The following is a 23906-nucleotide window of genomic DNA, read 5'->3' as shown; positions in this document are numbered from 1 at the left end:
TGCCATGTTTACCTTTATCAAAAAAGTGATCAAAACCGGCACGGTGACGGAGTCCTATCCCCTCCAGCCGATTGCGGTCGACAAAAATATGCGTGGCAAGCCGGAGCACGATCCTCAGCAGTGTATCGGCTGCGCGGCCTGCGTAAACGCCTGTCCGTCCAATGCCCTGACGGTGGAAACCGATTTAAAAAACGGCCAGTTGGCCTGGCAGTTCAACCTGGGGCGCTGCATCTTCTGCGGACGCTGCGAAGAGGTCTGCCCGACCACCGCCATTAAGCTCTCCCAGGAGTATGAGCTGGCGGTGTGGAGCAAAGCGGATTTCCTGCAACAGTCGCGCTTTGACATCTGTCACTGCCGGGTCTGCAAGCGCCCGTATGCGGTGCAGAAAGAGATTGATTACGCGATCGCCCTGCTGCGCCACAACGGCGACCAGCGCGCCGAATCGCATCGCGAGAGTTTTGAAACCTGCCCGGACTGCAAGCGCCTGCAGGGGCTGACCCCGGCGGACAAGATCCAGCTGACCCGGGAAATGGAGGAAGCGACACGATGAGCGAACTGTTAGGGCCACGTAACGAGCAGGGGATCCCGGTCCCCGTCACGGTGGACGAGTCCATCGCCAGCATGAAGGCCTCGCTGCTGAAAAAAATCAAACGCTCCGCCTACGTCTACCGCGTGGACTGCGGCGGTTGCAACGGCTGCGAGATTGAGATCTTCGCCACCCTGTCGCCCATCTTCGACACCGAGCGCTTTGGCATCAAGGTGGTGCCATCTCCGCGTCACGCCGACATTCTGCTGTTCACCGGGGCGGTGACCCGCGCCATGCGCTCCCCGGCGCTGCGGGCGTGGGAGTCTGCCCCCGATCCGAAGATCTGCATCTCCTACGGGGCCTGCGGCAACTCCGGCGGCATCTTCCACGACCTGTACTGCGTCTGGGGCGGCACCGACAAAATCGTGCCGGTGGATGTCTACATTCCCGGCTGCCCGCCGTCGCCTGCCGCCACGCTCTACGGTTTTGCCATGGCGCTGGGGCTGCTGGAGCAAAAAATCCACGCCCGCGAGCCGGGCAGCCAGGACAACCAGCCCGCCGAACTGCTGCACCCGGAGATGGTCCAGCCCCTGCGGGTGCGCATCGACCGCGCCGCCCGCCGCCTGGCAGGCTACCGCTATGGCCGCCAGATCGCCGACGACTTTATGCGCCATCTGATCGAGGGCGACGAAAGCGTGGCCCGCTGGCTGGCAAACGAGAACGATCCGCGCCTGAACGAGATCGTGGGTAACCTCCTCGAGGTGGTCGGGCAGGAGCGTGTGTGATGAGTGAGACGGTGGTATTCAGCCAGCTCAGCCGCAAGTTCATTGACCAGAATGACAACACGCCTGCTGATGCCCAGCAGGTGATCTACTACGGGCTGGCCATCGGCCATCATCTGGGGGTGATCGACTGCCTGGAGGCGGCGCTCACCTGCCCGTGGGAGGCCTATCTGGACTGGATCGCCACCCTCGAAGCGGGGAGCGAGGCGCGGCGCAAGATGGAGGGCGTGCCGCGCTACGGGGAGATTGTCATCGACAGTAATCATATTGTGATGCTGGCCAGCGCCTTTGACGCCGCGATAGCGCGGCAGACGGCGCAGCAGCAGGAATGGAGCGAAGCATTGCTGGGCATGCTCCACGCCATTCACCAGGAAAATGCCATCTACCTGATGGTGAGGAGGCAACGTGACTGATGTTTTACTCTGCGTCGGCAACAGCATGATGGGCGACGACGGCGCCGGTCCGCTGCTGGCCGAGATGTGCCGGGAAGCCCCGCGCGGCGACTGGGTGGTGTTCGACGGCGGCAGCGCGCCGGAAAACGACGTGGTCGCGATCCGCGAGCTGCGCCCGGCGCGGCTGCTGATTGTGGATGCGACGGATATGGGACTCAACCCAGGTGAGATCCGCCGTATTGACCCGGACGATATTGCCGAGATGTTTATGATGACGACGCATAATATGCCGCTGAATTATCTGGTGGATCAGCTGAAGGGGGATGTGGGGGAGGTGGTTTTCCTTGGCATCCAGCCGGATATTGTGGGGTTTTATTATCCGATGACGGAGAAGGTGAAGGGGGCCGTCGAGAGGGTTTATGAAAGTCTGGTAGACCGGGATGGGGTGCTGGTGTTTGGGGAGTTGTGAGGGGGAGATTCTGTACGGATCTAAAAACTGAATAGCTGAGACTTGCCGAAATCCACAGCGGGACTCCAGCAGACCACGTTTAATCCCGAAGCCGCGTAAGCGGCTTTTTTATGCCTGCCGTATAATTCCTGCGCTATTTCTGTATAATCCACACTCAGAATATGGATTTACAACACGGAGATGTGGAAATGGCTATTCCTGGCAACATGTGGCTTTACGACGATGGCGGCGCTTTAATTAAAGGTGGCTGCGATGTTCAACACCGGGACTACAGCATCGAATTCAAGGGTTTTCACCATAACTTATCCATACCAACCGATAATTTTACCGGTAAACCAACAGGCCCGCGCCAGCATTCGGCAATGCTGATCACCAAAGAGTTCGACCCCTCCTCCCCATACCTGTATAAAGCAGTAGCCACGGGCCAGCGCTTAGTTAAATGCGAACTGAAATTCTATAAAATTAATGATGCAGGCCAGGAAGCGGAATACTTCAATATTCTTCTTGAAGGTGTTCGTATTGTTTCAGTTACCCCTACAATGGCTTCTCCAGAAGATCGGAATAACAATCACCTTGAATCGGTGGAGCTTCGCTACGAAACAATCACATGGAAGCATAACGATGGGAATATTATTTTCACCGATGCATGGAACGAACGCCAGACGGCTTAATGAGGTGAGTGGATGGATACCACAGAAGAAAGAAACGGAACATACTTTTATCACGGTCAATCTAACCTGACGGCTGGCGAACTATTTGATGTGATATTCCTCGAGCAATTTTGTGATGAATTCGGGATCGGGGTTTCGTCTGGTGCTGCTATCCTTGCTGGTCAACCATGGCTGGAAACAAGAACGAAGCCAGGAACGGCTATCAAAGGAACGAGTGTTGTCTCTAAGTATGCACGAATGCTGCTTAAGGATACAAAAGTACCCTTTGGCTTGAGAGTTAAAACTCCCGTCGGTATAAGAATGAGAACGACTAATAGTCTCGCCGCTGTCATTGCTCGTTATGTTCCATGGATTGGCTGGGTTGGGCTGGTCAATTCATTGTACCAGGTCTCACGTAAAACTCAGGCAAAATACAACCTGATTGCTCGCCCTAAAGACCGTATTCAGTTCACATCTTTTTGATGCAAAAATATGACAATCGCTAATGAGGTACTTGAATTATTCAACAAAGAGATCTCGAAGGAACTCGACAATGAGGGCAAAGAGGTAATGCTTGTACTGGATTCTGATTTATTTGACGTGCCAGGAGATGATCTACATTACGTTTTGATTAAGTATGAGCAGATATTCAACGTGGATCTGTCAAATGTGAAGTGGCGTTACTATTTCCCCTGGCAGAATATTCCTCGGCTAAAACGATGGTTTGGTAACGTTAAACAGAAAGACGTTGAGGCAACCCGCTTACCACTTACTGTACGTATGTTCGCTGAATCTGCCGAAGCAGGTAAATGGTTATTTGATTAAGTTACGCCAGTAGGGTCTGGATGTTTAGTTGATACCGTTCAGTTCTGCTAGCTGTTCTATATCTGAACAGCATAATCGGCGGCACCGGTCCGCAGTCTGATAATCCGTAATGCCGAAAATAACGCGCCAGTAATTTTAACAGGAGCACGCGAAATGCCAGGGAAGATGTTCATGCTTGCAGTAGTGGTTAGCCTGGCGGCAGGGTGTGCGCCGTTACAACCTTCGGGATGCCACAAAACCTCAGCATTGGGCAGTTGCAGTTCTGGCCGCTGGGACGATCAGGATGAGTGGGGCTCGCAGGCACGGGGAATCAAGGCGGCGATAGAGGATGAAATCGCTGAGCCAGAACGCTGGAAGGGAAAGAAATGCAGGCTGCATATGGAATTTGCGCAGGATAGTAGGGCGTTAAAGGTATCTACCAGCGATGGCGATAAAGAGTATTGTGAAGCGTTGAAAGTGGCAGCCCAAAAAGCGACGTTCCCGGCGTTTAGTAATCCGGAGGTGTATCGGGATTTTCAAAAGGTTGGGTTTGATATGCGGGGGTAGGCGGGTAAATAACGCTGGAATGTCCGCTTTGTGCCAAGAGCAGACGTTGCCTCTCAAGACTATAGCTTGCTGAGTTTTCAGAACTCAGTGTGCAAGATTATGTAGTGAAAAAATGATGAGTAGAGTCCCTCCAGCTGTGTTCACGTATTTTTTTAGCTGCGCTGGATTAACCTTTTTGGCTGAGAAGACCAGGGTATGGCTAATGGCAATAAGCCAAAGACTCATAACTGCTACGTGCACAGAAGCTAATGCCAGGTAATTCTCTACGCCACCATGCTTACCGCTAAACTGAGAAACAACAGTGAGGTAAAAGATAATAGCTTTAGGATTTAAGATATTAGCCAGCCAAGCATCTCTTAGAGTAACTGTGGTCATGCCATTATTCCGGTGATTGAGCTTTGCACTCAAGCCGCTTCTGATGAGCATAAAACCCAACCAAAGAAGATAAAGGGTACCTGCAAGTTTTATGACATCGTAAACTGCGGGAGATGAAACAATAAGGGCAGTTATACCCAGTCCAATCAGAAGAGCATGAGTGTAAATACCCAATGCTGTTCCGGCGAGGGTTCTGACAAGACCATTGCGCCCACCAGACAGTGCACTGCTCATGACAAGTGTGAAACTTGCACCGGGTGATAATGCAACAGGCAGTAATACAGGTAAAAAGCCAATGAGATTAATTTCCATATGCTTTCAATATTATGTAACGTCTCTTCTCTCTGCAAGCTCAGTAGTCATCTCGTTGTTTTAGGAGCCATGGACTGTTCATTATCAAAGAATGCCCGCTCTTCGCTCTTAGAAGACCATATGGCTCTTCAAGCGGTCCGCTACGTGCCAGGAGCGGACGTTGGCACATAGCTTACTGATGTAGTTCACCTGCTTTTTATAAGAGGAGATAGTGTTTGGGAAATGTGCAATGATTACCAGCCAATATCTTGATTGATTTTGCCACCATGCCTTCTGTGCCCTTTCCTGTATTAACGCTGTTGGCCTTAACGCTGTTGCTGGTTCGGGCGCTGTTTCCCGCGCATCAACGTCATCGCGGCACGCTCTATTTTTTGATTACCTGCATTCTTCTTATTGCTGTTACTACGCTGCGCTGGGAATTTAACCTGAATCGCCACAGATAATCTAGACACTTCCGAGCCGCTGATAATATTGGTTTTCGTATTCAGTTGGTGGCATATGATCACTCGAACCATGCCGACGCTTACTGTTATAAAACATTTCGATGTAATCAAAAATATCACCGCGGGCTTCTTCTCGCGTTCCGTAGATCTTTTTCTTTATCCGTTCACGTTTCAGTAGCTGGAAAAAACTTTCTGCGACTGCGTTGTCATGACAGTTACCGCGACGGCTCATACTGCCCTCCAGCCCGTATGATTTCAGGAACGACTGCCACTCATAGCTTGTGTACTGACTGCCTTGATCAGAATGAACCAGCACCTGCTTTTGAGGATTACGTCGCCACACGGCCATCAGAAGTGCATTCAGGACAATATCCTTTGTCATCCGGGGCTGCATTGACCAGCCAATAACTTTGCGCGAGAACAGGTCAACAACCACAGCCAGATACAGCCAGCCTTCGTGAGTCCGGATGTAAGTGATGTCCGTTACCCAACGCTCATCCGGTGCTTCCGGGTTGAACTGCCGCTGGAGCCTGTTGGGCGTCACGATGCTGGTTTCACCCTTACGTGCCCGTGGGCTACGGTACCCGACCTGAGCCCTTATCCCGGCTCGCTTCATCAGTCGCCAGACACGGTTAACTCCGCACTGTTGTCCGGTATCCCGCAGGTCGAGGTGGATCTTGCGATAACCATAAACGCAACCCGACTCCAGCCAGAACTGCTTTATCAGCCCCGTCAGCCTCAGGTCAGCATGATGCCGCCGTGAATCCGGCTGCTGAAGCCAGGCGTAAAAACCACTCGGATGCACATCCAGCACCCGACAAAGCAGTCGGACAGGCCAGCAATGGGTGTTGTCACGGATAAAGGCGTACCTCAGTCGGACAGCTTTGCGAAGTACGCCGCGGCTTTTTTTAATATGTCCCGTTCGTCGGTAACCCGCTTCAGCTCTTTCTGGAGGCGTCGGATCTCGGCCTGAGCGTCTGACTGGACTTTATTGGTTGAGGAATCCGGGCCATATGCCTTTATCCAGGCATAAAGACTGTGGGTGGTGATACCGAGACGTGTTGCCACGCTGGAAACAGAATGGCCGCGATCAACAACCTGTTTTACCGCTTCAATTTTAAACTCTTCGGGATAACGCTTACCGCTCATGGGCACCTCTCTTTAAGTCATCTTAAATGACTCTGAGGTGTCTGTTAAACCCGTGGCGATTCAGTAACACCGTCGCTGTGAGTATCTGCTGAGAGATAATCCACGCGCGTCGCGACCGTGATATTACGGTATTCCCCGTTCAGACGCAGACCCGCTTTGTACAGATTTTTGCTGCCGAATGAAGAGGTTTGATCAATACCTATTCCATACAGCGTTCCGTGACTGTTCACGCTATCGTCATTCAACAGGCGTTCATAGCCCAGATTGATGCCCGGCGTTAGCGCCCAGCTTCCCACCTGTTGCGGCAACAGGGCTATGCCCAGATCGGCGGTTGCGCTGGTTTGCGTTTCATTCACGCCTGCCATATCCAGCGCCAGTTCGCTGCCTTTCTCCTGAAATCCATCAATCGAAAGGTGAGTGACCTGCACTCCCAGCGCGGGATCGAGCGTCAGTGAGGATGCTCTGGTGAGCCAACCCACTGAGGCCCGGCCGCTGTAGTACTGACCGCTGCTGTCCCCATGAGCCGTACCTAAGCCACCCCCCAGATGTCGCTCGCTCTCATAGTCGATGTATCCCGCACTCCCCTGTATACCCGCCCATGGACCGCTGTTAAGTGAACGGAAACCATAGCGAGCACCGAGCGTAGCCGAGGTGGTATGGGTTTTTACATCACCTCCTGCCGCAGAAACAGAACCCTGGCTGTAACCGATGGCACCGTTAGCGGTTGCGGAGTCATTAAAGCGGTGCGTGACGCCCACAAGCGCTCCGTTGGTATGCTCATTACTGGAACTTGCGCCGTCGTGGCTGTCTGTTCCAAGGTAACTTGTCAGCCCTTGCAGCCAGACCTGAGACTGCTCCGTCTGAAGGTTACGGCCTGTAATCTGTGGTGCAATGGCGTCGTACTGTCGTGATGGCTGACGCAGCAGATAGCTTTCGGCATCAGCATGAACCTGGCCGCCAATTTGTTTTTCCACGCCGCCTAACGATCTCTGATCGATGGCATTCTGGAGATAATAGTTGAACGCGGTGTAGTGTCCGGAGAGTGCCGAATCCTGCAGAGCATTTAGCGCGCTGGCCCCAGCCCCCGCATTGCCAGACAGGTTTTCCTGACCGGGCAGCGTCAGATAGCGCACCATCTTGCCTCTGAGCACATAAATGGTGGCCTGGTCGAGGCCCAGCCCGTCCTTAAGGTAACTGTCCATTGAACCATAGCTGGCGATGACCTGATCCAGGCCAGCCTGCAACCAGTTTGCACGCACCCCCATCAGTGCGCCGTACGTCTCTTTCATCGAGGCCGGCAGCATGGCGACGGTGGCATTAAGGCGTGCCGCTGTGTAGTCGTTGGTGGCGAGATAGTTCGCCATAATATCGTCCTGACTGACGCCCGCTATTGATTGCAATACCGCACTAATCCACCCCGTGCGATCCTTACCTGCCGTGCAGTGATAGAGCGCAGCATCATCCGCGTTAGCCAGCTCCCGGAAGACTTCGCCGAGTCCCTGACGGGCATAATCGCTGGTGACAAAGCTACGCTCTCCCTCTTCCATCATCGCGTCCACATCGCCGACGGTCATCTTACTGAGATCAATCACGAACGTGCCGTTATCCCCGATGAGGTCGATGTTCACATATCGACTGCCATCAGGCAGCGTATCGGCCTGTGCGGCCACTTCCGACGGGGAGCGGACATCAATCACCGTGGAAATCGCCAGGCTGTTGAGCGTGGCAAGATCGTCGCCCTGGGGCGTCAGGGCATTGGAGCGATAGAAAACGCCGGAGCGCATCTCACCGTTATAGGTGGTGGTGTAGGCCGTATCGATTCCGGCTATATCGCGGAGATTATCGATCCCGGCGAGACGGGGCGTGTTGAGGAGAGTTTCAGCCTGGGCGGTGGTGCAGAACAGGCAAATCAGGACAGCCAGAGGACGTACGGACGATTTCAAAGCAATACTCCTTGTCAATAAATGTAAACAAGGCGCGGAGTATATTGAGGAAATGTTGCATTAATGTTGCAAAATAGATCATATTATTGATTATGAAGGGTATCGAATGATGCAACCTTACCTTCTCTTTGAATCAATAAAGGGGCTCGCCACTGCCGCCGCGAGCCTGAAGGATAAGCGCTGCTGCGACTTATAAATATCGCTATGTAGAATACGGGTTCCTGCGACCGATTGTGGATTTGCCGCAACGCAGTCACTCTACGAGCCTGATTACAGTTATAAAAGCGTTAACCATGAATTGGATAAGGTTAATTTAGAGGTTGCGAGGCACTTTCCAGAAAGTCTATGCCGGGCGCGCTTCGCTTGCCCGGCCTACGATGTTGATACTATTGCTTATCATGAAAATGATATTTCCTGCCCCTTTAACATCCGCAGCGAAAATATCAAAACTGTCATCGTTACTTATGTCGATGACAGCCCCTATAAATGCCATAACTATTACCCAGAACGTTTAAAAGTTCTCTTATGAACTTATTAGATGCAAAATATAATTTGCTTATTTACTCATTAAATTTTACCTCTTATACTCGCTGGGTTGACTTAAGCTAAATTGCCAGGGCGGCTATGAATTATAACAATGACGTTATTAGCTATTTACAAGCAAACAATATTCTTGCGTTAAAGCTCGATCGTGCGCTAACAGGCGTTAGAGAAGTGGTTTCCACGCAGATAGAAACCATAGGCGCAGGTGCTAAACGAGCCCTTTATTACACATCCTGTTTTACAGATGATTATCAGGATGTTTGTAGAAACCAAAAGAATGAAGATGTTCGTTTTGCAAATGGCGTTGTACAGGTCTTTCAGAACAATGATATTGCCTGTGAAATGCTTCGTATTTATTTCAATGATATATTTCAGTACAAAACGTCTGAGCAGTTAGAGAATATCAAGCGTAAGTTAATGGCGGTTAACGTTCATATTGACGCAAATGCTCTCACCAGCGCAGGATTCGCGCTAGCGGTCGCTTACTGTGTCGCTATTGGTATGAACTTAAGTCTTGAAATGAGTGCGTCGGTTGGCGGTAAGGCCGGAGGAGTTGTTGCCGTTGTGGGTATGTATGGCGTCGTGCAGAAAGCGGCCGACAGTGCGCAACGTCTGAAATATATCTATCCAGCCTATTACGCAGCGTTGTACTCACGGGAGCTTGAAATGATGTATTTCCTGGTAGAACCATTATTTGAACGAGCCGGAGCATTCTCTCATTCAACATCGGATAGCGATATAGCTGATATCATCACTAAGATGATTAGTTAACCATGATTAATATAATATATAGAATATTCAGGCGGATATTTAAGTCTTTACTCTCTTACTATGGTCCGTCCATTTTAACAATATTATTCGCATTGGTGCTGATACATTTTTTTCCAAACGGTCCTTTATGGCCTATACCTGTGTTTTTTTTAGTTGTTCTAATTTTCATTAAGTGGTAAAGCTCAATTTAAATTTTTGAAATAATAAGGACGTTATATGTCTACACCCGCCCATTTATGGCTTGAAGATGAAAATGGCTCTCCAGTTGTAGGTGGCTGCATTATGCCGCTACGGTTAGGCTCAATTGAGCTTAAGTCGTTCTCCCACGGTGTCACCATTCCGGTGGATCCGAATCTGGGAAAGCTTACCGGGACGCGTGTCCATCGCCCCGTCACTATAGTAAAAGAGTTCGACCGGACCACGCCGCTTCTTTATCGTGCAGTATGTGAAGGAAGAACGATGAAGAAAGCCACAATTAAGATGTACCGAATCATTGATTCAGGTATTGAGGCTGAATATTTTAATATCATTCTGGAGAATGTGAAATTTACAACTGTTGCACCCTATCTGGCTCCGAATGGAATGAGTAGTACTCATCTTGAAACGCTGGAGTTACGTTACGAGGCGATCACCTGGAAATATACAGATGGGAATATTATCTACCGTGACTCATGGAATGAGCGATGCTGTGCATGATCGAGTTCATCATTTCTAAATAAAAGTGCAATCCTGTCATCGTCACTTCTGACGACGACAGTGACACCTCTCAATAAAACCCTTTAAATTCAACGCTATAATTTCTGGCGCGATTTATGCATACCCCCTCCCGCTTATTACCCAGCCGGAGTTAAAGGATGAATCGCTTTATCATTGCCGATGCCAGCAAATGCATCGGCTGTCGTACCTGTGAAGTGGCCTGCGTTGTTTCCCATCACGACACCCAGGACTGCGCGTCGCTGACCCCGCAGAACTTCCTGCCGCGTATTCACGTCATTAAAGGCGTCAACGTCTCCACCGCCACCATGTGCCGCCAGTGCGAAGATGCTCCCTGTGCCACCGTCTGTCCGAACGGGGCGATTACCCGCGATAACGATTTTGTTCACGTCCACCAGGAGCGCTGCATCGGCTGCAAAACCTGCGTGGTGGCCTGCCCGTACGGCGCGATGGAAGTGGTCCTGCGTCCGGTTGTGCGCAGCATCGGTAGCGGGCTGAACGTGATGTCGGAGAAGGCCGAAGCCAACAAGTGCGATCTCTGCTACCACCAGCCGGACGGTCCGGCCTGCGTGCAGGCCTGCCCGACCAACGCCATTGTCTGCATCGACAGGCAAAAACTTGAGCAGCTGAGCCAGGAGAAACGCCGTCGGGCGGCGCTGGACACTGTCTCTTCCATGATGCTGTAAGCATTTTCTCTTTTCACTTTTAGCAGGTCTGTTACTGATGAAAAAAATCACCAGCGTTTGCCCTTACTGCGGTGCGGGCTGCAAATTAAAACTCGTCGTTGAGAACAACAAAATCGTCCGTGCCGAAGCGGCAGAGGGGGTGACCAACCAGAACCAGCTGTGCCTGAAGGGCTACTACGGCTGGGACTTTCTCAACGACACCCGCATCCTGACGCCGCGCCTCACGCAGCCGATGATCCGCTACCAGAAGGGCGGCAAGTTTGTGCCGGTCTCCTGGGAGGAGGCCATACGCTATACCGCGAAGCGGCTGGGAGAGATCAAGGCGAAGTATGGCCCGCGGGCCATCATGGCCACCGGCTCGTCCCGCGGAACGGGGAACGAAACCAACTACGTGATGCAGAAGTTTGCCCGCGGGGTGCTCAACACCAACAACGTCGACTGCTGCGCCCGGGTGTGTCACGGCCCGAGCGTGGCCGGGCTACAGGAGACGCTCGGCAATGGGGCGATGAGTAACTCCATCAGCGATATCGAGCACTCAAAATGTCTGCTGATCTTCGGCTACAACTGCGCCGACTCGCACCCCATTGTCGCCCGGCGGGTGATCAAGGCGAAACAGCACGGCGCGAAGGTGATCGTCTGCGATCCGCGTAAAATCGAAACCGCGCGCATCGCCGACCGCCATCTGCAGATCAAAAACGGCTGCAATATGGCGCTGGTGAATGCCTTCATCTACACCCTATTGGAGGAGAACCTCTACAACAGCGACTACGTGGCGCGCTACACCGACGGGCTGGAGAGGCTGCGCGAGACGGTGCGCGAATACGCCCCGGAAAACGTCGAGGGCATTACCGGCGTCAGCGCCCGGCAGATCCGCGATGCGATGCGCATCTACGCCGCCGCGCCATCCGCCACCGTGATGTGGGGGATGGGCGTCACCCAGTTCGGGCAGGCGGTGGACGTGGTGAAAGGGCTCTCAACCCTGGCGCTGCTCACTGGCAACCTCGGGCGCGAACACTGCGGCGTCGGCCCGGTGCGCGGTCAGAACAATGTCCAGGGTGCCTGCGACATGGGGGTCATACCCAACCAGTTCCCCGGCTACCAGGATGTGACCGACCCGCAGGTGCGGGAGAAGTTCGCCCGGGCGTGGGGCGTTGATCCTGCACGGATGGATGACCAGGTGGGCGTGCGCATCACCGAGGTGCCGCACCTCGCCCTGGAGGGTAAGGTCAAAGCGTATTACATCATGGGGGAAGATCCGCTCCAGACCGAGGCGGACCTGGGCCTGGTGCGCAAAGGCTTTGCGGCCCTCGATTTTGTGGTGGTGCAGGACATCTTCATGACCAAAACTGCCGAGGCGGCGGACGTGCTGCTGCCCGCCACCTCCTGGGGCGAGCATGGCGGGGTCTTTACCTGCGCCGACCGCGGCTTCCAGCGCTTTGAAAAAGCCGTTGAGCCAAAAGGCAACGTCAAGCGCGACTGGGAGATCATCAGCCTGATCGCCACAGAGATGGGCTACCCGATGCACTATCGCGACAACCAGCAGATCTGGGACGAGATGCGCGAGCTCTGCCCGCTCTTCTACGGCGTCACCTGGGAAAAAATGGGTGAGATGGGGCACGTCCAGTGGCCTTGCCCGACCCTCGACCATCCCGGCACGCCGTGGCTCTATGCGGATAACCGCTTCGACACCCCGAACGGCAAAGGCCAGCTTTTTGCCGCCCCGTGGCGCAAGCCGGCGGAAGTGCCGGACGATGAATACCCGCTGGTGCTCTGCACCGTGCGCGAAGTGGGGCACTACTCCTGCCGCTCCATGACCGGCAACTGCGCCGCGCTGCAGGCCCTGGCAGACGAGCCGGGCTTTGTGCAGATGAACCCGCAGGATGCTGCAAAACTGGGCGTTCAGGATCGCCAGCTGGTGTGGGTCAGCTCCCGCCGCGGGAAGGTGATCAGCCGGGCGGACGTCAACGAGCGCATCAACCAGGGGGCGGTGTACATGACCTATCAGTGGTGGATCGGCGCCTGTAACGAGCTGACCCAGGACAATCTTGACCCGGTCTCGAAAACACCGGAAACCAAATACTGCGCCGTCAAAATCGACGCCATCGCCGATCAGCCCTGGGCGGAACGCTACGCCCAGACCACCTATCGCGACATGAAAACCCGCCTGCGTGAGGCGGTGGAGAGTTAAATGAGTACAAACGGCACGCGGGTGCGCATTCGCGGCAAAGTCCAGGGGGTGGGGTTCCGCCCCTGGGTCTGGCAGGTGGCCCAGCAACTGGGGCTCAAGGGCGACGTCTGCAACGACGGGGCAGGGGTGGAGGTGCGTCTCGTCGGTGGGGCGCAGGCCTTTATCCGCCAGCTTGCCGTCGGCTGTCCGCCGCTGGCGCGTATCGACAATATCCATGAGCAGCCCTGGCGCTGGGCGCAGCCTCCGGTGGATTTTACCATCCGTGCCAGCGCCCACAGCCAGATGACCACCCAGGTGGTGCCGGATGCCGCCACCTGTCCGGCCTGTCTGGCGGAGATGAACGACCCGCGCGAGCGCCGCTACCGCTACCCGTTTATCAACTGCACCCACTGCGGGCCGCGCTTCACCATTATCCGGGCGATGCCCTACGACCGCCCGGCCACCACCATGGCGGGGTTTGCGCTCTGTCCGGCCTGCGAGGCGGAGTACCGCAACCCGGCGGACCGGCGCTTTCACGCCCAGCCGGTGGCCTGCCCGGAATGTGGGCCGCAGGTCAGTTGGGTGTGCGGCGAGGCGCGTGAGGAGCGGGAAGCCGCCCTGAAGGCCGCCGTATTGATGCTGAAACAGGGCGTGATCGTGGCGGTAAAAGGGCTGGGGGGCTTCCATCTGGCTTGCGATGCGCAAAACGTTGCGGCGGTAAACAGGCTGCGGGAACGTAAACGCCGCCCGACCAAGCCGCTGGCGGTGATGATCCCCGCGCGTCTCGCCGCATGGCTGCCTGACGACGTGCAGGCGCTGCTGCGCTCCCCGGCCGCGCCGGTGGTGCTGGTGGCAAAACACACTCTGTTCTGCGAGGCCATCGCCCCCGGGCTTAATGAGGTGGGGGTGATGCTGGCCGCCAATCCGCTCCAGCATCTGCTGATGCAGGATCTCGATCGCCCCCTGGTGATGACCTCCGGCAACCTGAACGGCTGCCCGCCTGCGCTCACCAACGCGCAGGCACTGCGCGATCTCGCCGGGATCGCCGACGGCTGGCTGCTCCATAACCGCGATATCGTCCAGCGCATGGACGACTCGGTGATGCGCGCCAGCGGGGAAATGCTGCGCCGCGCCAGAGGCTTTGTGCCGGATGCGCTGCCCCTGCCGCCCGGTTTTGAACAGGCCCCGTCGCTGCTCTGCCTGGGGGCGGATCGTAAAAATACCTTCTGCCTGGTGCGTGGCGGCCAGGCGGTGCTGAGCCAGCATCTGGGGGATCTGCATGATGAAGATGCCGAACGTCAGTGGCAGCAGGCCCTGACCACCATTCAGGCTATCTGGCAGTTTACCCCCGAGCGGGTGGTGACCGATGCCCACCCTGGCTACCGCGCCACGCAGCTCGGTCAGCAGATGCCCTATCCGCAGCATCAGGTGCTGCATCATCACGCCCACGCTGCGGCCTGCATGGCGGAACACGGCTGGCCGCGGGACGGCGGGGATCTCATCGCCCTGGTGCTGGACGGTATCGGCCAGGGGGAAAACGGCGCGCTGTGGGGTGGGGAGTGCCTGCGGGTGAACTACCGCACCTGCGAAAAGCTGGGTGGGCTACCGGCGGTGGCGCTGCCCGGCGGCGATCTGGCGGCGCGCCAGCCCTGGCGCAACCTACTGGCCCAGTGGCAGGCGTTTGTCCCCGAGTGGCGGACGCTGCCCCAGGCCACCCACCTTCTGAACAAACCCTGGCAGCCGCTGGCCCGGGCGATTGAGCGCGGAGTGAATGCGCCGCTGGCCTCCTCCGCCGGGCGGCTGTTTGACGCCGTGGCCGCGGCGCTCAACTGCGCCCCGGAACAGATCAGCTACGAAGGGGAGGCCGCCTGTCGGCTGGAAGCCCTGGCCCTGAGCGCCGCGCCGCAAAGCCACCCGGTCACGATGCCGGTGCGCGACGGCGAGCTGGATATGGCCACCTTCTGGCGCCAGTGGCTCGGCTGGCAGGCGCCGGACAACGCCCGGGCGTGGGCCTTTCACGACGCGCTGGCCCAAGGGCTGGCGACCCTTGCGGGCGAACATGCCCGGCGGCTGGCGCTCTCCACCGTTGTCTGCAGCGGCGGGGTGCTGCACAACCGCCTGCTGCGCGAGCGTCTGCAGTTCTGGCTGAACGATTTTACCGTGCTGTTTCCCGGGCGGCTTCCCGCCGGTGACGGGGCGGTGGCTTTTGGGCAGGCAGTGATTGCCGCCGCGACTTTTCTTTGAATCTGGATCTGACTATGTACATGAAATATTTCAATAACCATCCCAAAGCCCTGGCGCTGATGCTGGCGTTAATCGCAACCAATATTCTCGCCTGGGGGCTAGCGTTCTACCTCTTTCACGCCACGCCATCGCTGCTGGCGGCCAGCCTGCTGGCCTGGTGCTATGGCCTGCGCCACGCGGTGGATGCCGACCACATTGCCGCCATCGATAACGTCACCCGCAAGATGATGCAGCAGGGCAAGCGTCCCTGCGGCGTGGGGGCCTGGTTCTCGCTGGGGCATTCGACGATTGTGGTGCTGGTCTCCATTGCCATCGCCGCCACCGCTACGGCGTTCAGCCGCAATATGGCATGGTTCCACGAAACCGGCGGCACCATCGGCACGGCGGTCTCCGCCTTTTTCCTGCTGGCGATGGCGCTGGTCAACCTGGTTATTCTGCGCGACGTCTGGGGCAGCTTTAACAAAATGAAGCGCGGCGAAAGTGTGCCGGAAACGGTGTCGTTTGCCCGCGGCGGGGTGATGAACTGGCTGTTCCGCTCGGCGTTTCGCCTGGTCACCCGCAGCTGGCACATGTATCTGGTGGGTTTCCTGTTTGGCCTTGGGTTTGATACCGCCACCGAGATCGGGGTGCTGGGGATCTCCGCGGCCGGTGCTTCCAGCGGCATGTCGGTGTGGGCAATCATGGTCTTCCCGCTGCTGTTCACCAGCGGCATGGCGCTCATCGACACCCTCGACAACCTGATTATGGTGGGCGCATACGGCTGGGCCTTCAACAAGCCGCAGCGCAAGCTCTACTACAACATGACCATCACCGGCACCTCGGTGGTGGTGGCGCTGTTTATCGGCGGGCTGGAAGCGCTGGGCCTGCTGGCGGATAAGCTGGGTCTTGAAGGTGGCCTGTGGAACGGCGTCGCGGCGCTGAACGATAATCTCGGCAACGCCGGGTTTATCGTGGTCGGGCTGTTTGTCGCCTGCTGGGTTATCTCGTTAATCAACTACCGCTTTAAAGACTACGACGCCCTGGTCGTACGCTAACGTCACCGCTGTCCGTTCGTCATGACACTTTTGACGAACGGACCCCTTCCCGCCATTTATCCCTCTTCTTTTCAATTACTTAATTTTAATTCTAAGGCTGGCATAGTTAATGCATACCGCTGGGGACATATTACCAACGGAGTAACACCGATGAAGAAAGTCGTCACGGTTTGCCCCTATTGCGCATCGGGTTGCAAAATCAACCTGGTGGTCAATAACGGCAAAGTCGTCAAGGCTGAAGCAGCACAGGGTAAAACCAACCAGGGCGATCTCTGCCTGAAGGGGTATTACGGCTGGGATTTTATCAACGACACCAAAATTCTCACCCCGCGCCTGAAGACGCCAATGATCCGACGCGAGCGCGGCGGCAAGCTGGAAGCCGTCTCCTGGGACGAAGCGCTGGACTATGTTGCCAGCAAGCTCAGCGCCATTAAGGCTGAGCACGGCCCGGACGCGATCATGACCACCGGTTCATCCCGCGGTACCGGGAATGAAACCAACTACATTATGCAAAAATTTGCCCGCGCGGCAGTCGGCACTAACAACGTCGATTGCTGCGCGCGCGTCTGACACGGCCCATCGGTTGCAGGTCTGCACCAGTCGGTCGGTAACGGCGCAATGAGCAACTCCATTGTCGGCATTGAAAAAGCGGACATGGTCTTTATTTTTGGCTACAACCCGGCGGATTCGCACCCTATCGTGGCGAACCGCGTGATCAAAGCCAAACGCAACGGGGCGAAGATTATCGTCTGCGATCCGCGCAAAATCGAAACCGCGCGCATCGCCGATATGCACCTGGCCCTGAAAAACGGCTCCAACATCGCGCTGCTCAACGCGATGGGGCATGTGATTATTGAAGAAGAACTCTACGACCGCGCCTTTGTGGCGGCGCGTACCGAGGGCTTCGAAGAGTATCGCAAGATCGTCGAAGGCTATACGCCGGAATCCGTTGAAGAAATCACCGGGGTCAGCGCGGCGGAGATCCGCCAGGCGGCGCGGATGTACGCGGCGGCTGAAAACGCGGCGATCCTCTGGGGCATGGGCGTGACCCAGTTCTACCAGGGCGTGGAAACCGTGCGGTCGCTCACCAGCCTGGCGCTGCTGACCGGCAACCTCGGCAAACCGTACGCAGGGGTGAACCCGGTGCGCGGGCAGAACAACGTGCAGGGCGCGTGTGATATGGGTGCGCTGCCGGATACCTATCCGGGCTATCAGTACATCAATAACCCGGAAAACCGGGCCAAGTTTGCCAAAGCCTGGGGCGTGGATTCACTGCCGGCCCATACCGGATATCGCATCAGCGAGCTGCCTCACCGGGTGGCCCACGGGGAAGTGCGCGCGGCGTACATCATGGGAGAAGATCCGCTCCAGACGGACGCCGAGCTCTCTGCGGTGCGTAAGGCGTTTGAGGGGCTGGAACTGGTCATTGTGCAGGATATCTTTATGACCAAGACCGCCGCTGCCGCGGATGTGATCCTGCCGTCCACCTCCTGGGGTGAGCACGAAGGGGTCTACACCGCCGCCGACCGCGGTTTCCAGCGCTTCTTTAAAGCGGTTGAGCCGAAGTGGGACCTGAAAACGGACTGGCAGATCATCAGCGAAATTGCCACGCGGATGGGCTACCCGATGCACTACAACAACACCCAGGAGATCTGGGATGAGCTGCGTCATCTGTGTCCGGATTTCTATGGTGCCACCTACGAGAAGATGGGCGAGCTGGGCTATATCCAGTGGCCGTGCCGGGACGAGTCCGAGGCCGATCAGGGGACCGATTACCTGTTCGAGAAGGAATTCTCCACCCCTAACGGGCTGGGGCAGCTCTATACCTGCGACTGGGTCGCGCCGATCGACAAGTTGACGGAGGAGTATCCGCTGGTGCTCTCAACCGTGCGTGAAGTGGGGCACTACTCGTGCCGCTCGATGACCGGGAACTGTGCGGCGCTGGCGGCGCTGGCCGATGAACCGGGCTATGCGCAGATCAACACGGCGGACGCCGCACGTCTGGGCATCGAGGATGAAGCGCTGGTGTGGGTGACCTCGCGTAAAGGCAAAGTCATCACCCGTGCGCAGGTGAGCGATCGTCCGAACAAAGGGGCGGTCTATATGACCTACCAGTGGTGGATCGGGGCTTGTAATGAGCTGGTGACGGAGAACCTGAGCCCGATTACCAAAACGCCGGAGTATAAGTATTGCGCCGTGCGTGTGGAGGCGATTGCTGACCAGCAGGCTGCGGAACAGTATGTGATTGATGAGTATCATAAGCTGAAGAAGCATCTTAGGGAGATGGCAGTTGGGTGATGGGGGGATGTAGGCCCGTGCGAGCGTAGCGCCGCCGGGCGGGGGCTGGGCTTGGGTGGCGGAATATGTGGCGGTGGAGGGGGTTCCGTTCACCATACGTTCGCTGCTTCTCTGTTAACCACGTCACCTGTGAACGTGCCAGGGGGGCTCGCCGCCTCCCCCCTGGCAACCCCGGCTCCCGGCCAGGAAAATCGCCGCGTTGCGGTGCCTTCGGCTTATTCCCTCCGGCTTTCGGGTCGGGGGCGATCCTACATCCCTGTAGGTCGCCCCCTCTCGGCGCGTCCCTGCGCCTCGCCCCGGCCTGCGGTCAACGCCTCAGCGATTTTCAGCCGGACATGGGCATCGCGGTGAGTCATTTATTCTTTTTACGATTCTTCAGTGCTGTGATTTTGCTGGTGCAGGTTTTGTGTTTTGTAGGCCCGTGCAAGCGTAGCGCCGCCGGGCGGGGGTTGGGGTTGGGTGGCGGAATATGTGGCGGTGGAGGGGGTTCCGTTCACCTTGCGTTCGCTGCTTCTCTGTAAACCGCGTCACCTGTGAACGTGCCAGGGGGGCTCGCCGCCTCCCCCCTGGCAACCCCGGCTCCCGGCAACGAAAATCGCCGCTACGCGGTCCCTTCGGCTTATTCCCTTCGGCTTTCGGGTCGGGGGCGATCCTACATCCCTGTAGGTCGCCCCCTCTCGGCGCGTCCCTGCGCCTCGCCCCGGCCTGCGGTCAACGCCTCAGCGATTTTCAGCCGGACACGGGCATCGCTGTGGGTCATTTATTCTTTTTACGATTCTTCAGTGCTGTGATTTTGCTGGTGCAGGTTTTGTGTTTTGTAGGCCCGTGCAAGCGTAGCGCCGCCGGGCGTGGGCGCAGCACGACAACAACGCCGGGTGGCGGCTTCGCCTTACCCGGCCTACAAAACCAAAAAAACAGCGATGAAGAAATAACAAAAAAACAAAGACCTTACAGCGGCTTCCTGGTCCGGCTGAAAATCGCCGAAGCGTTTCCGGAAGGCCGGGGCGAGGCGCAGGGATGCGCCGAGAGGGCATAGCCTGCAGGGATGCAGGCTGGTGCCCGACCCGAAAGCCTGAAGGAATAAGCTGAGGACAAAATTGCCGGGAGCAATTTTGGACAGCGCTTGCGCTGGCCCCGAAGGGGTAAGCCCCAGGGATGGGGCGAACAACCCGCGAAGCGGCGATTTTCTTGCCGGGAGCCCGGGTTGCCAGGGTGGTGGCGATTGAGCCACCCTGGCACGTTCACCGGTTCGGCGGTAACAGAGAAGCACGGCTCCGGAAGTGAACGGAACCTCTACAGCCGCCGCATATACCCCATGCCACCCGACCTAAACCATCAGAACCGCGTATTCACACTCATAAACCACGTCCGTCCCGGTTCATTATAGGTATACGCCCCCGCACCATACATATACGCCCCCGTCGTCGCATTCCCCGTCGTCTGGGCATTCCCCGCACGCCACTGGCGTTTATCAAAGACGTTATCCACGCCGCCGGTCAGGCTCACATATTTGGTCACATCCCAGGTCGCGCTCAGGCCGACGATGCTGTACGGGCTCACTTCGTCTTTCTCAGAGCCACTCACCGGCTGACCTTTGTAGTTGTACTTCTTCGGCTGCTGCTTGCCGTACCAGGTAAAGGTCGACTGCAACGACACATCCTGCTGCACCTGCCAGCTCAGGGTGGAGTTCAGCGTATACTCCGGGATGATCGACAGACGGTCGCCGGTCTCCTTGTTCTTGCTTTGCAGCATATAGGTAATGTTGTTGGTCCAGTTGATGGCGTCGCTGACCGGCACATTCAGGGTGCCTTCCAGCCCTTCAACTACCGCCTTCGGCACGTTTTCCCACTGATAAATATCGGTGCGGGTTCTCCCGGCAGAGGTCTGGCCGATCGGCGCATAGCCCGCTTCAATCTTGTCGCGGTAGTCGTTGCGGAACCAGGTCACGCCCGCCAGCCAGCCGTCGCGTTTCCACTCCAGACCAATCTCTTTGTTGATGCTGGTTTCCGCTTTCAGATCTTCGTTACCCAGCATGTAGCAGCCCACGCCGTCGGCGCTGGCATAGCAGCCCTGGCCTTTGCTGTAGAGCAGGTAGTTCGGGTTGGTCTGGTAGAGGCTCGGCGCTTTATAGGCACGGGCGATGCCCATCTTCAGGGTGAAATCATCTCCCAGCCCCTGGGAAAGGTTCAGGGACGGGCTCCAGTTGTTGCCGACGATGGAGTGATGATCGAAGCGCAGCGCCGGGGTCAGCATGGTGGTGTCGGTCAGCTCCATGTTGTTTTCAGCGAACAGGGAGAAGATTTCCGCATCGGAGTAAGGGCTGCGATTATCGCTCATTCCCGCAATGGCGCCGCCCTGCAGGGCCTGGCCGTTGGAGGACATATCCTTCATCCGCTGCTGATCCCACTCGGCGCCCAGGGTCAGGTTCTGGTTGACGATAAAGTCGATCGGCAGGTTGATCTCACTGTGCAGCATCACGTCGGAGAGGTCTGTGTCGGTGAACTTATCGCTGTTGAACAGCCCTTCCAGACCGCCCGCCAGCCCCTCGCCGAGACGGGAGTTGCGGGTGTGCTCGTACTGCGCCCAGTTATTGGTGGTGATGCCGTTATCCCAGCCGCCGGTCCAGGTCAGGGCGAAGTTCTGGCGATAGATCCGGTTGGTCTCTTTGCCGTAATTTTTCTTCACCAGCCCGTTGCTGCTGTTGTCGTTGTTGGTGTTCTGGGTATCCCCGGCATAGAGGTTGTTCTGGCGGCTGTAGCCCGCTTCGAACTGCAGGGCCTGCATCGGGGCAAATTCCCAGCGCAGCACGCCGTTCACGTCTTTATTCTCCACGCCTTCACGTCCGGCGGGCAGCGTGTCGGCATAGGCGCCGGTACGTTCAGACTGATGACCCTGGTTGATATCCCAGGCGTCGGCCTGGGTTTTATCCAGGTTGCCATACAGACGGAAGCTGAAAGCGTCGCTCAGCGGGCCGCTCAGGCTGAAGTTGGTGCGTTTGGTGGAGCCTTCTTCGTTGTGCTCCGGGGCATTCAGATAGGTGTTCCAGGAGCCATGCCACTCGTTGCTGACCTTTTTGGTGATGATGTTCACCACGCCGCCTGCCGCGCCGTTACCGTAACGCGCCGCCGCCGGGCCTCGGATCACTTCGATACGCTCGATCATCTCTGGCGGCACCCAGCCGGTATCGCCGCGGGTGTCACGCTCGCCGCGCCAGCCCAGACGGATGGAATTGCGGCTGGTCACCGGCTTACCGTCAATCAGGATCAGGGTGTTTTCCGGGCCCATGCCGCGGATATCAATCTGACGGTTGTTGCCGCGCTGGCCGCTGGTGGAGTTACCGGTCAGGTTAACGCCCGGCATGGTGCGGATGATCTCCGACACATCGCGCGCCGACGGGTTTTTACGGATCTCATCCGCGGTAATGGTGGAGACGCCCGGCGCCTGCAGGTTCTGCTCGGCGGCGGTGATCACCATGGTATCTTCGTGCCCGGCGGTTTCGGCTGCCATCGCAGGCAGTGCCACACCGTAAATTCCCAGATTGACCAGTAAGGTCAGCGAGTGAAGCTTATTATTCATTGTATGTCCTGCTTTTCGATGCCGCATGCCTCATGGCTCCGTCCCGAATGGGTGAGGCGGCGGAAGGATATCGCCCGCAGTCTGCGAAAACCCCTCGATCCTGAGTCAGTACGCAGCGCAGAGCATGGTTATTAACTGTTCGCGCTTCCCACAGCGCGCCCATACGCTATTGCAAATGCAAATAGTTATCAATAATATTATCGATATTGTTTATCTTTAATCAACAATTCAGAACAAATCATGGGGTTGAATCGGTGACGACGCTGGAAACGGGAAGTGATGCCTGGTGGCAGTCGAAACAGGGGCCCGACCGGGTGCGGGAGGGGGATCATTATCGGGTGACGTTCTGCTGGCGCGACCCGCAGGGCACAGAGCAGACCTCGCCGCTAAAAAGGGTCTGGCTCTATATCACCGGCGTGACCGATCATCACCATAACGCCCGCCCCCAGACGCTGGAGCGCATTAATGGCACCGACGTCTGGCAGTGGCAGGGCAAGTTCAGCCCCCACTGGCGCGGCAGCTACTGTTTTATCCCCTCTGAACGCGACGACGACTTTGCGGATGCAGTGTTTGCCAGCGATCCCCCGGACCGCATGGCCCTGCGCGAAGGCTGGCGCAGGCTGCTGCCAAAGGCTATCGCCGATCCGCGCAACCCGCAGCACTGGCGCGGCGGACGCGGCCATCCGGTCTCGGCTCTCGAAATGCCCGAGGCGCCACTACAGCCTGGCTGGGATCGGCCGGATACCCCGCATCAACCGGCGCAGTGCATCACCTGGCAGAGCGCAAGGCTCGGCAACACCCGCCGGGTATGGATCTTCACTACCGGCGAACAGAATCCGCAGGAACGTCCACTGGCGGTGCTGCTCGACGGCCAGTTCTGGGCCGAAAGCATGCCGGTCTGGCCCGCGCTGACGGCGCTCACCCTCGATGGTCAGTTACCGCCTGCGGTCTACGTGCTGATCGACGTCATCGACACCGACCATCGCAGCCGCGAGCTACCCTGTAATCCCGATTTCTGGCTCGCCGTTCAGGAGGAGCTACTGCCGCAGGTGCAGGCGCTGGCGCCGTTCAGCGACCGCGCCGATCGCACCGTGGTCGCCGGGCAGAGTTTTGGCGGCCTCTCGGCGCTTTATGCCGGGCTGCACTGGCCCCAGCGCTTTGGCTGCGTGCTCAGCCAGTCGGGGTCGTTCTGGTGGCCACATCGCGGCGGCAAGCAGGAGGGCGTGATTATTGAACAATTCAAAAACCAACAACTTTCAGCCCAGGGGCTGCGCATCGTCCTTGAGGCGGGGCGACGTGAGCCGCTGATTTTTCGCGCCTGTCAGGCGCTGTATGCCGAGCTACAGCAGACACAGCAGCCGGTTTTCTGGCGTCCGGTGGAAGGCGGACATGATGCACTTTGCTGGCGGGGAGGGCTGACGCAGGGGCTGATGACTCTCTGGCAGCCGCTTATTTAATAAT

22 protein-coding genes are annotated in these 23906 nt (G+C 57.1%); 18 read left to right on the top strand and 4 right to left on the bottom strand.

Annotation, left to right across the window (positions count from 1 at the left end; translation table 11 throughout):
- Positions 1 to 4: 4 nt before the first annotated feature.
- The 8 genes from DVA44_RS17930 to DVA44_RS17895 all read left to right on the top strand — a co-directional run bounded on the left by DVA44_RS17930 (position 5) and on the right by DVA44_RS17895 (position 4190).
- Positions 5 to 550: a formate hydrogenlyase complex iron-sulfur subunit gene (locus DVA44_RS17930; RefSeq protein WP_114315683.1), complete on the top strand. Its 546-nt coding sequence runs from the start codon at positions 5 to 7 to the stop codon at positions 548 to 550.
- A complete protein-coding gene (gene nuoB / locus DVA44_RS17925) occupies positions 547 to 1311 on the top strand; it encodes an NADH-quinone oxidoreductase subunit B family protein (RefSeq protein WP_103178602.1) in 765 nt (254 codons plus the stop codon). The genes DVA44_RS17930 and nuoB overlap by 4 nt, the downstream gene beginning before the upstream one ends.
- On the top strand, positions 1311 to 1721 hold the full coding sequence (locus DVA44_RS17920) for a formate hydrogenlyase maturation HycH family protein (protein WP_114315682.1): 411 nt from the start codon (positions 1311 to 1313) through the stop codon (positions 1719 to 1721). The genes nuoB and DVA44_RS17920 overlap by 1 nt, the downstream gene beginning before the upstream one ends.
- Positions 1714 to 2169 carry a hydrogenase maturation peptidase HycI gene (hycI, locus tag DVA44_RS17915; protein ID WP_114315681.1) on the top strand — a complete coding sequence of 152 codons (456 nt, stop codon included), beginning with the start codon at positions 1714 to 1716 and terminating at the stop codon, positions 2167 to 2169. The genes DVA44_RS17920 and hycI overlap by 8 nt, the downstream gene beginning before the upstream one ends.
- Positions 2170 to 2357: 188 nt before the next feature.
- Positions 2358 to 2840: a type VI secretion system tube protein TssD gene (locus DVA44_RS17910; protein ID WP_114315680.1), complete on the top strand. Its 483-nt coding sequence runs from the start codon at positions 2358 to 2360 to the stop codon at positions 2838 to 2840.
- A 12-nt stretch (positions 2841 to 2852) separates the two neighbouring features.
- Positions 2853 to 3302: an STM2901 family protein gene (locus tag DVA44_RS17905; RefSeq protein ID WP_103824149.1), complete on the top strand. Its 450-nt coding sequence runs from the start codon at positions 2853 to 2855 to the stop codon at positions 3300 to 3302.
- Between the two features lie 9 nt (positions 3303 to 3311).
- On the top strand, positions 3312 to 3644 hold the full coding sequence (locus tag DVA44_RS17900) for a DUF1493 family protein (RefSeq protein WP_114315679.1): 333 nt from the start codon (positions 3312 to 3314) through the stop codon (positions 3642 to 3644).
- Positions 3645 to 3797: 153 nt separating this feature from the next.
- On the top strand, positions 3798 to 4190 hold the full coding sequence (locus DVA44_RS17895) for a cell envelope integrity TolA C-terminal domain-containing protein (RefSeq protein ID WP_246842301.1): 393 nt from the start codon (positions 3798 to 3800) through the stop codon (positions 4188 to 4190).
- Between the two features lie 84 nt (positions 4191 to 4274).
- On the opposite strand, the gene DVA44_RS17890 is transcribed toward DVA44_RS17895, so the two are convergent.
- Positions 4275 to 4877 (bottom strand): LysE family translocator, encoded by a 603-nt coding sequence (locus DVA44_RS17890; protein ID WP_114387714.1) that lies wholly within the window; start codon positions 4875 to 4877, stop codon positions 4275 to 4277.
- A gap of 248 nt (positions 4878 to 5125) precedes the next feature.
- Between DVA44_RS17890 and DVA44_RS17885 the strand changes: the two genes are divergently transcribed.
- The gene (locus DVA44_RS17885) at positions 5126 to 5320 is read left to right on the top strand and encodes a hypothetical protein (protein ID WP_114387713.1); all 195 of its coding nucleotides are present in this window, start codon (positions 5126 to 5128) and stop codon (positions 5318 to 5320) included.
- A 1-nt stretch (position 5321) separates the two neighbouring features.
- Here the strand turns inward: DVA44_RS17885 and DVA44_RS17880 are convergent.
- Positions 5322 to 6469, bottom strand: a protein-coding gene (locus tag DVA44_RS17880) for an IS3 family transposase (protein WP_114386812.1) whose coding sequence is annotated in 2 segments (ribosomal slippage) — positions 5322 to 6232 and positions 6232 to 6469 — 1149 coding nt in all. Because the reading frame shifts where the segments join, the coding sequence is not laid out codon by codon here.
- A 44-nt stretch (positions 6470 to 6513) separates the two neighbouring features.
- On the bottom strand, positions 6514 to 8412 hold the full coding sequence (locus DVA44_RS17875; RefSeq protein ID WP_139157110.1) for a tyrosine-protein phosphatase: 1899 nt from the start codon (positions 8410 to 8412) through the stop codon (positions 6514 to 6516).
- A 624-nt stretch (positions 8413 to 9036) separates the two neighbouring features.
- On the opposite strand from DVA44_RS17875, the gene DVA44_RS17870 reads away from it, so the two are divergent.
- The 8 genes from DVA44_RS17870 (at position 9037) to DVA44_RS25725 (ending at position 19905) form a co-directional block, all read left to right on the top strand.
- Positions 9037 to 9726, top strand: a complete 690-nt coding sequence (locus tag DVA44_RS17870) for a hypothetical protein (protein ID WP_114315674.1) — start codon at positions 9037 to 9039, stop codon at positions 9724 to 9726.
- A gap of 216 nt (positions 9727 to 9942) precedes the next feature.
- The gene (locus DVA44_RS17865) at positions 9943 to 10422 is read left to right on the top strand and encodes a type VI secretion system tube protein TssD (RefSeq protein ID WP_114387711.1); all 480 of its coding nucleotides are present in this window, start codon (positions 9943 to 9945) and stop codon (positions 10420 to 10422) included.
- A gap of 158 nt (positions 10423 to 10580) precedes the next feature.
- Positions 10581 to 11126, top strand: coding sequence for an electron transport protein HydN (gene hydN / locus DVA44_RS17860; RefSeq protein ID WP_114315672.1), 546 nt, complete (start codon positions 10581 to 10583; stop codon positions 11124 to 11126).
- Between the two features lie 37 nt (positions 11127 to 11163).
- The gene (gene fdhF / locus DVA44_RS17855; RefSeq protein WP_114387710.1) at positions 11164 to 13314 is read left to right on the top strand and encodes a formate dehydrogenase subunit alpha; all 2151 of its coding nucleotides are present in this window, start codon (positions 11164 to 11166) and stop codon (positions 13312 to 13314) included.
- A complete protein-coding gene (hypF, locus tag DVA44_RS17850; protein WP_114387709.1) occupies positions 13315 to 15537 on the top strand; it encodes a carbamoyltransferase HypF in 2223 nt (740 codons plus the stop codon). It begins immediately after the preceding gene.
- Between the two features lie 20 nt (positions 15538 to 15557).
- Positions 15558 to 16571, top strand: coding sequence for a HoxN/HupN/NixA family nickel/cobalt transporter (locus DVA44_RS17845; RefSeq protein WP_371413872.1), 1014 nt, complete (start codon positions 15558 to 15560; stop codon positions 16569 to 16571).
- Between the two features lie 150 nt (positions 16572 to 16721).
- Entirely contained in the window at positions 16722 to 18869 is a 2148-nt protein-coding gene (gene fdhF, locus DVA44_RS17840) for a formate dehydrogenase subunit alpha (RefSeq protein WP_114387707.1), read from the top strand.
- Between the two features lie 751 nt (positions 18870 to 19620).
- Complete coding sequence (locus tag DVA44_RS25725; RefSeq protein WP_114315667.1) at positions 19621 to 19905, top strand: hypothetical protein; 285 nt, start codon at positions 19621 to 19623, stop codon at positions 19903 to 19905.
- Positions 19906 to 20204: 299 nt separating this feature from the next.
- Here DVA44_RS25725 and DVA44_RS17815 read toward each other — a convergent pair whose 3' ends face one another.
- Positions 20205 to 22445: a TonB-dependent siderophore receptor gene (locus DVA44_RS17815; RefSeq protein ID WP_114315666.1), complete on the bottom strand. Its 2241-nt coding sequence runs from the start codon at positions 22443 to 22445 to the stop codon at positions 20205 to 20207.
- A gap of 254 nt (positions 22446 to 22699) precedes the next feature.
- Between DVA44_RS17815 and fes the strand changes: the two genes are divergently transcribed.
- The gene (fes, locus tag DVA44_RS17810; protein ID WP_114387706.1) at positions 22700 to 23902 is read left to right on the top strand and encodes an enterochelin esterase; all 1203 of its coding nucleotides are present in this window, start codon (positions 22700 to 22702) and stop codon (positions 23900 to 23902) included.
- The last annotated feature ends 4 nt before the right edge of the window (positions 23903 to 23906 follow it).

This window comes from Leclercia sp. W17, assembly GCF_003336325.1.
Taxonomy (GTDB): Bacteria; Pseudomonadota; Gammaproteobacteria; order Enterobacterales; family Enterobacteriaceae; genus Enterobacter.
The sequence above is the reverse complement of the archived record's forward strand: the minus strand, read 5'-3'. Positions and strand labels throughout refer to the sequence as shown.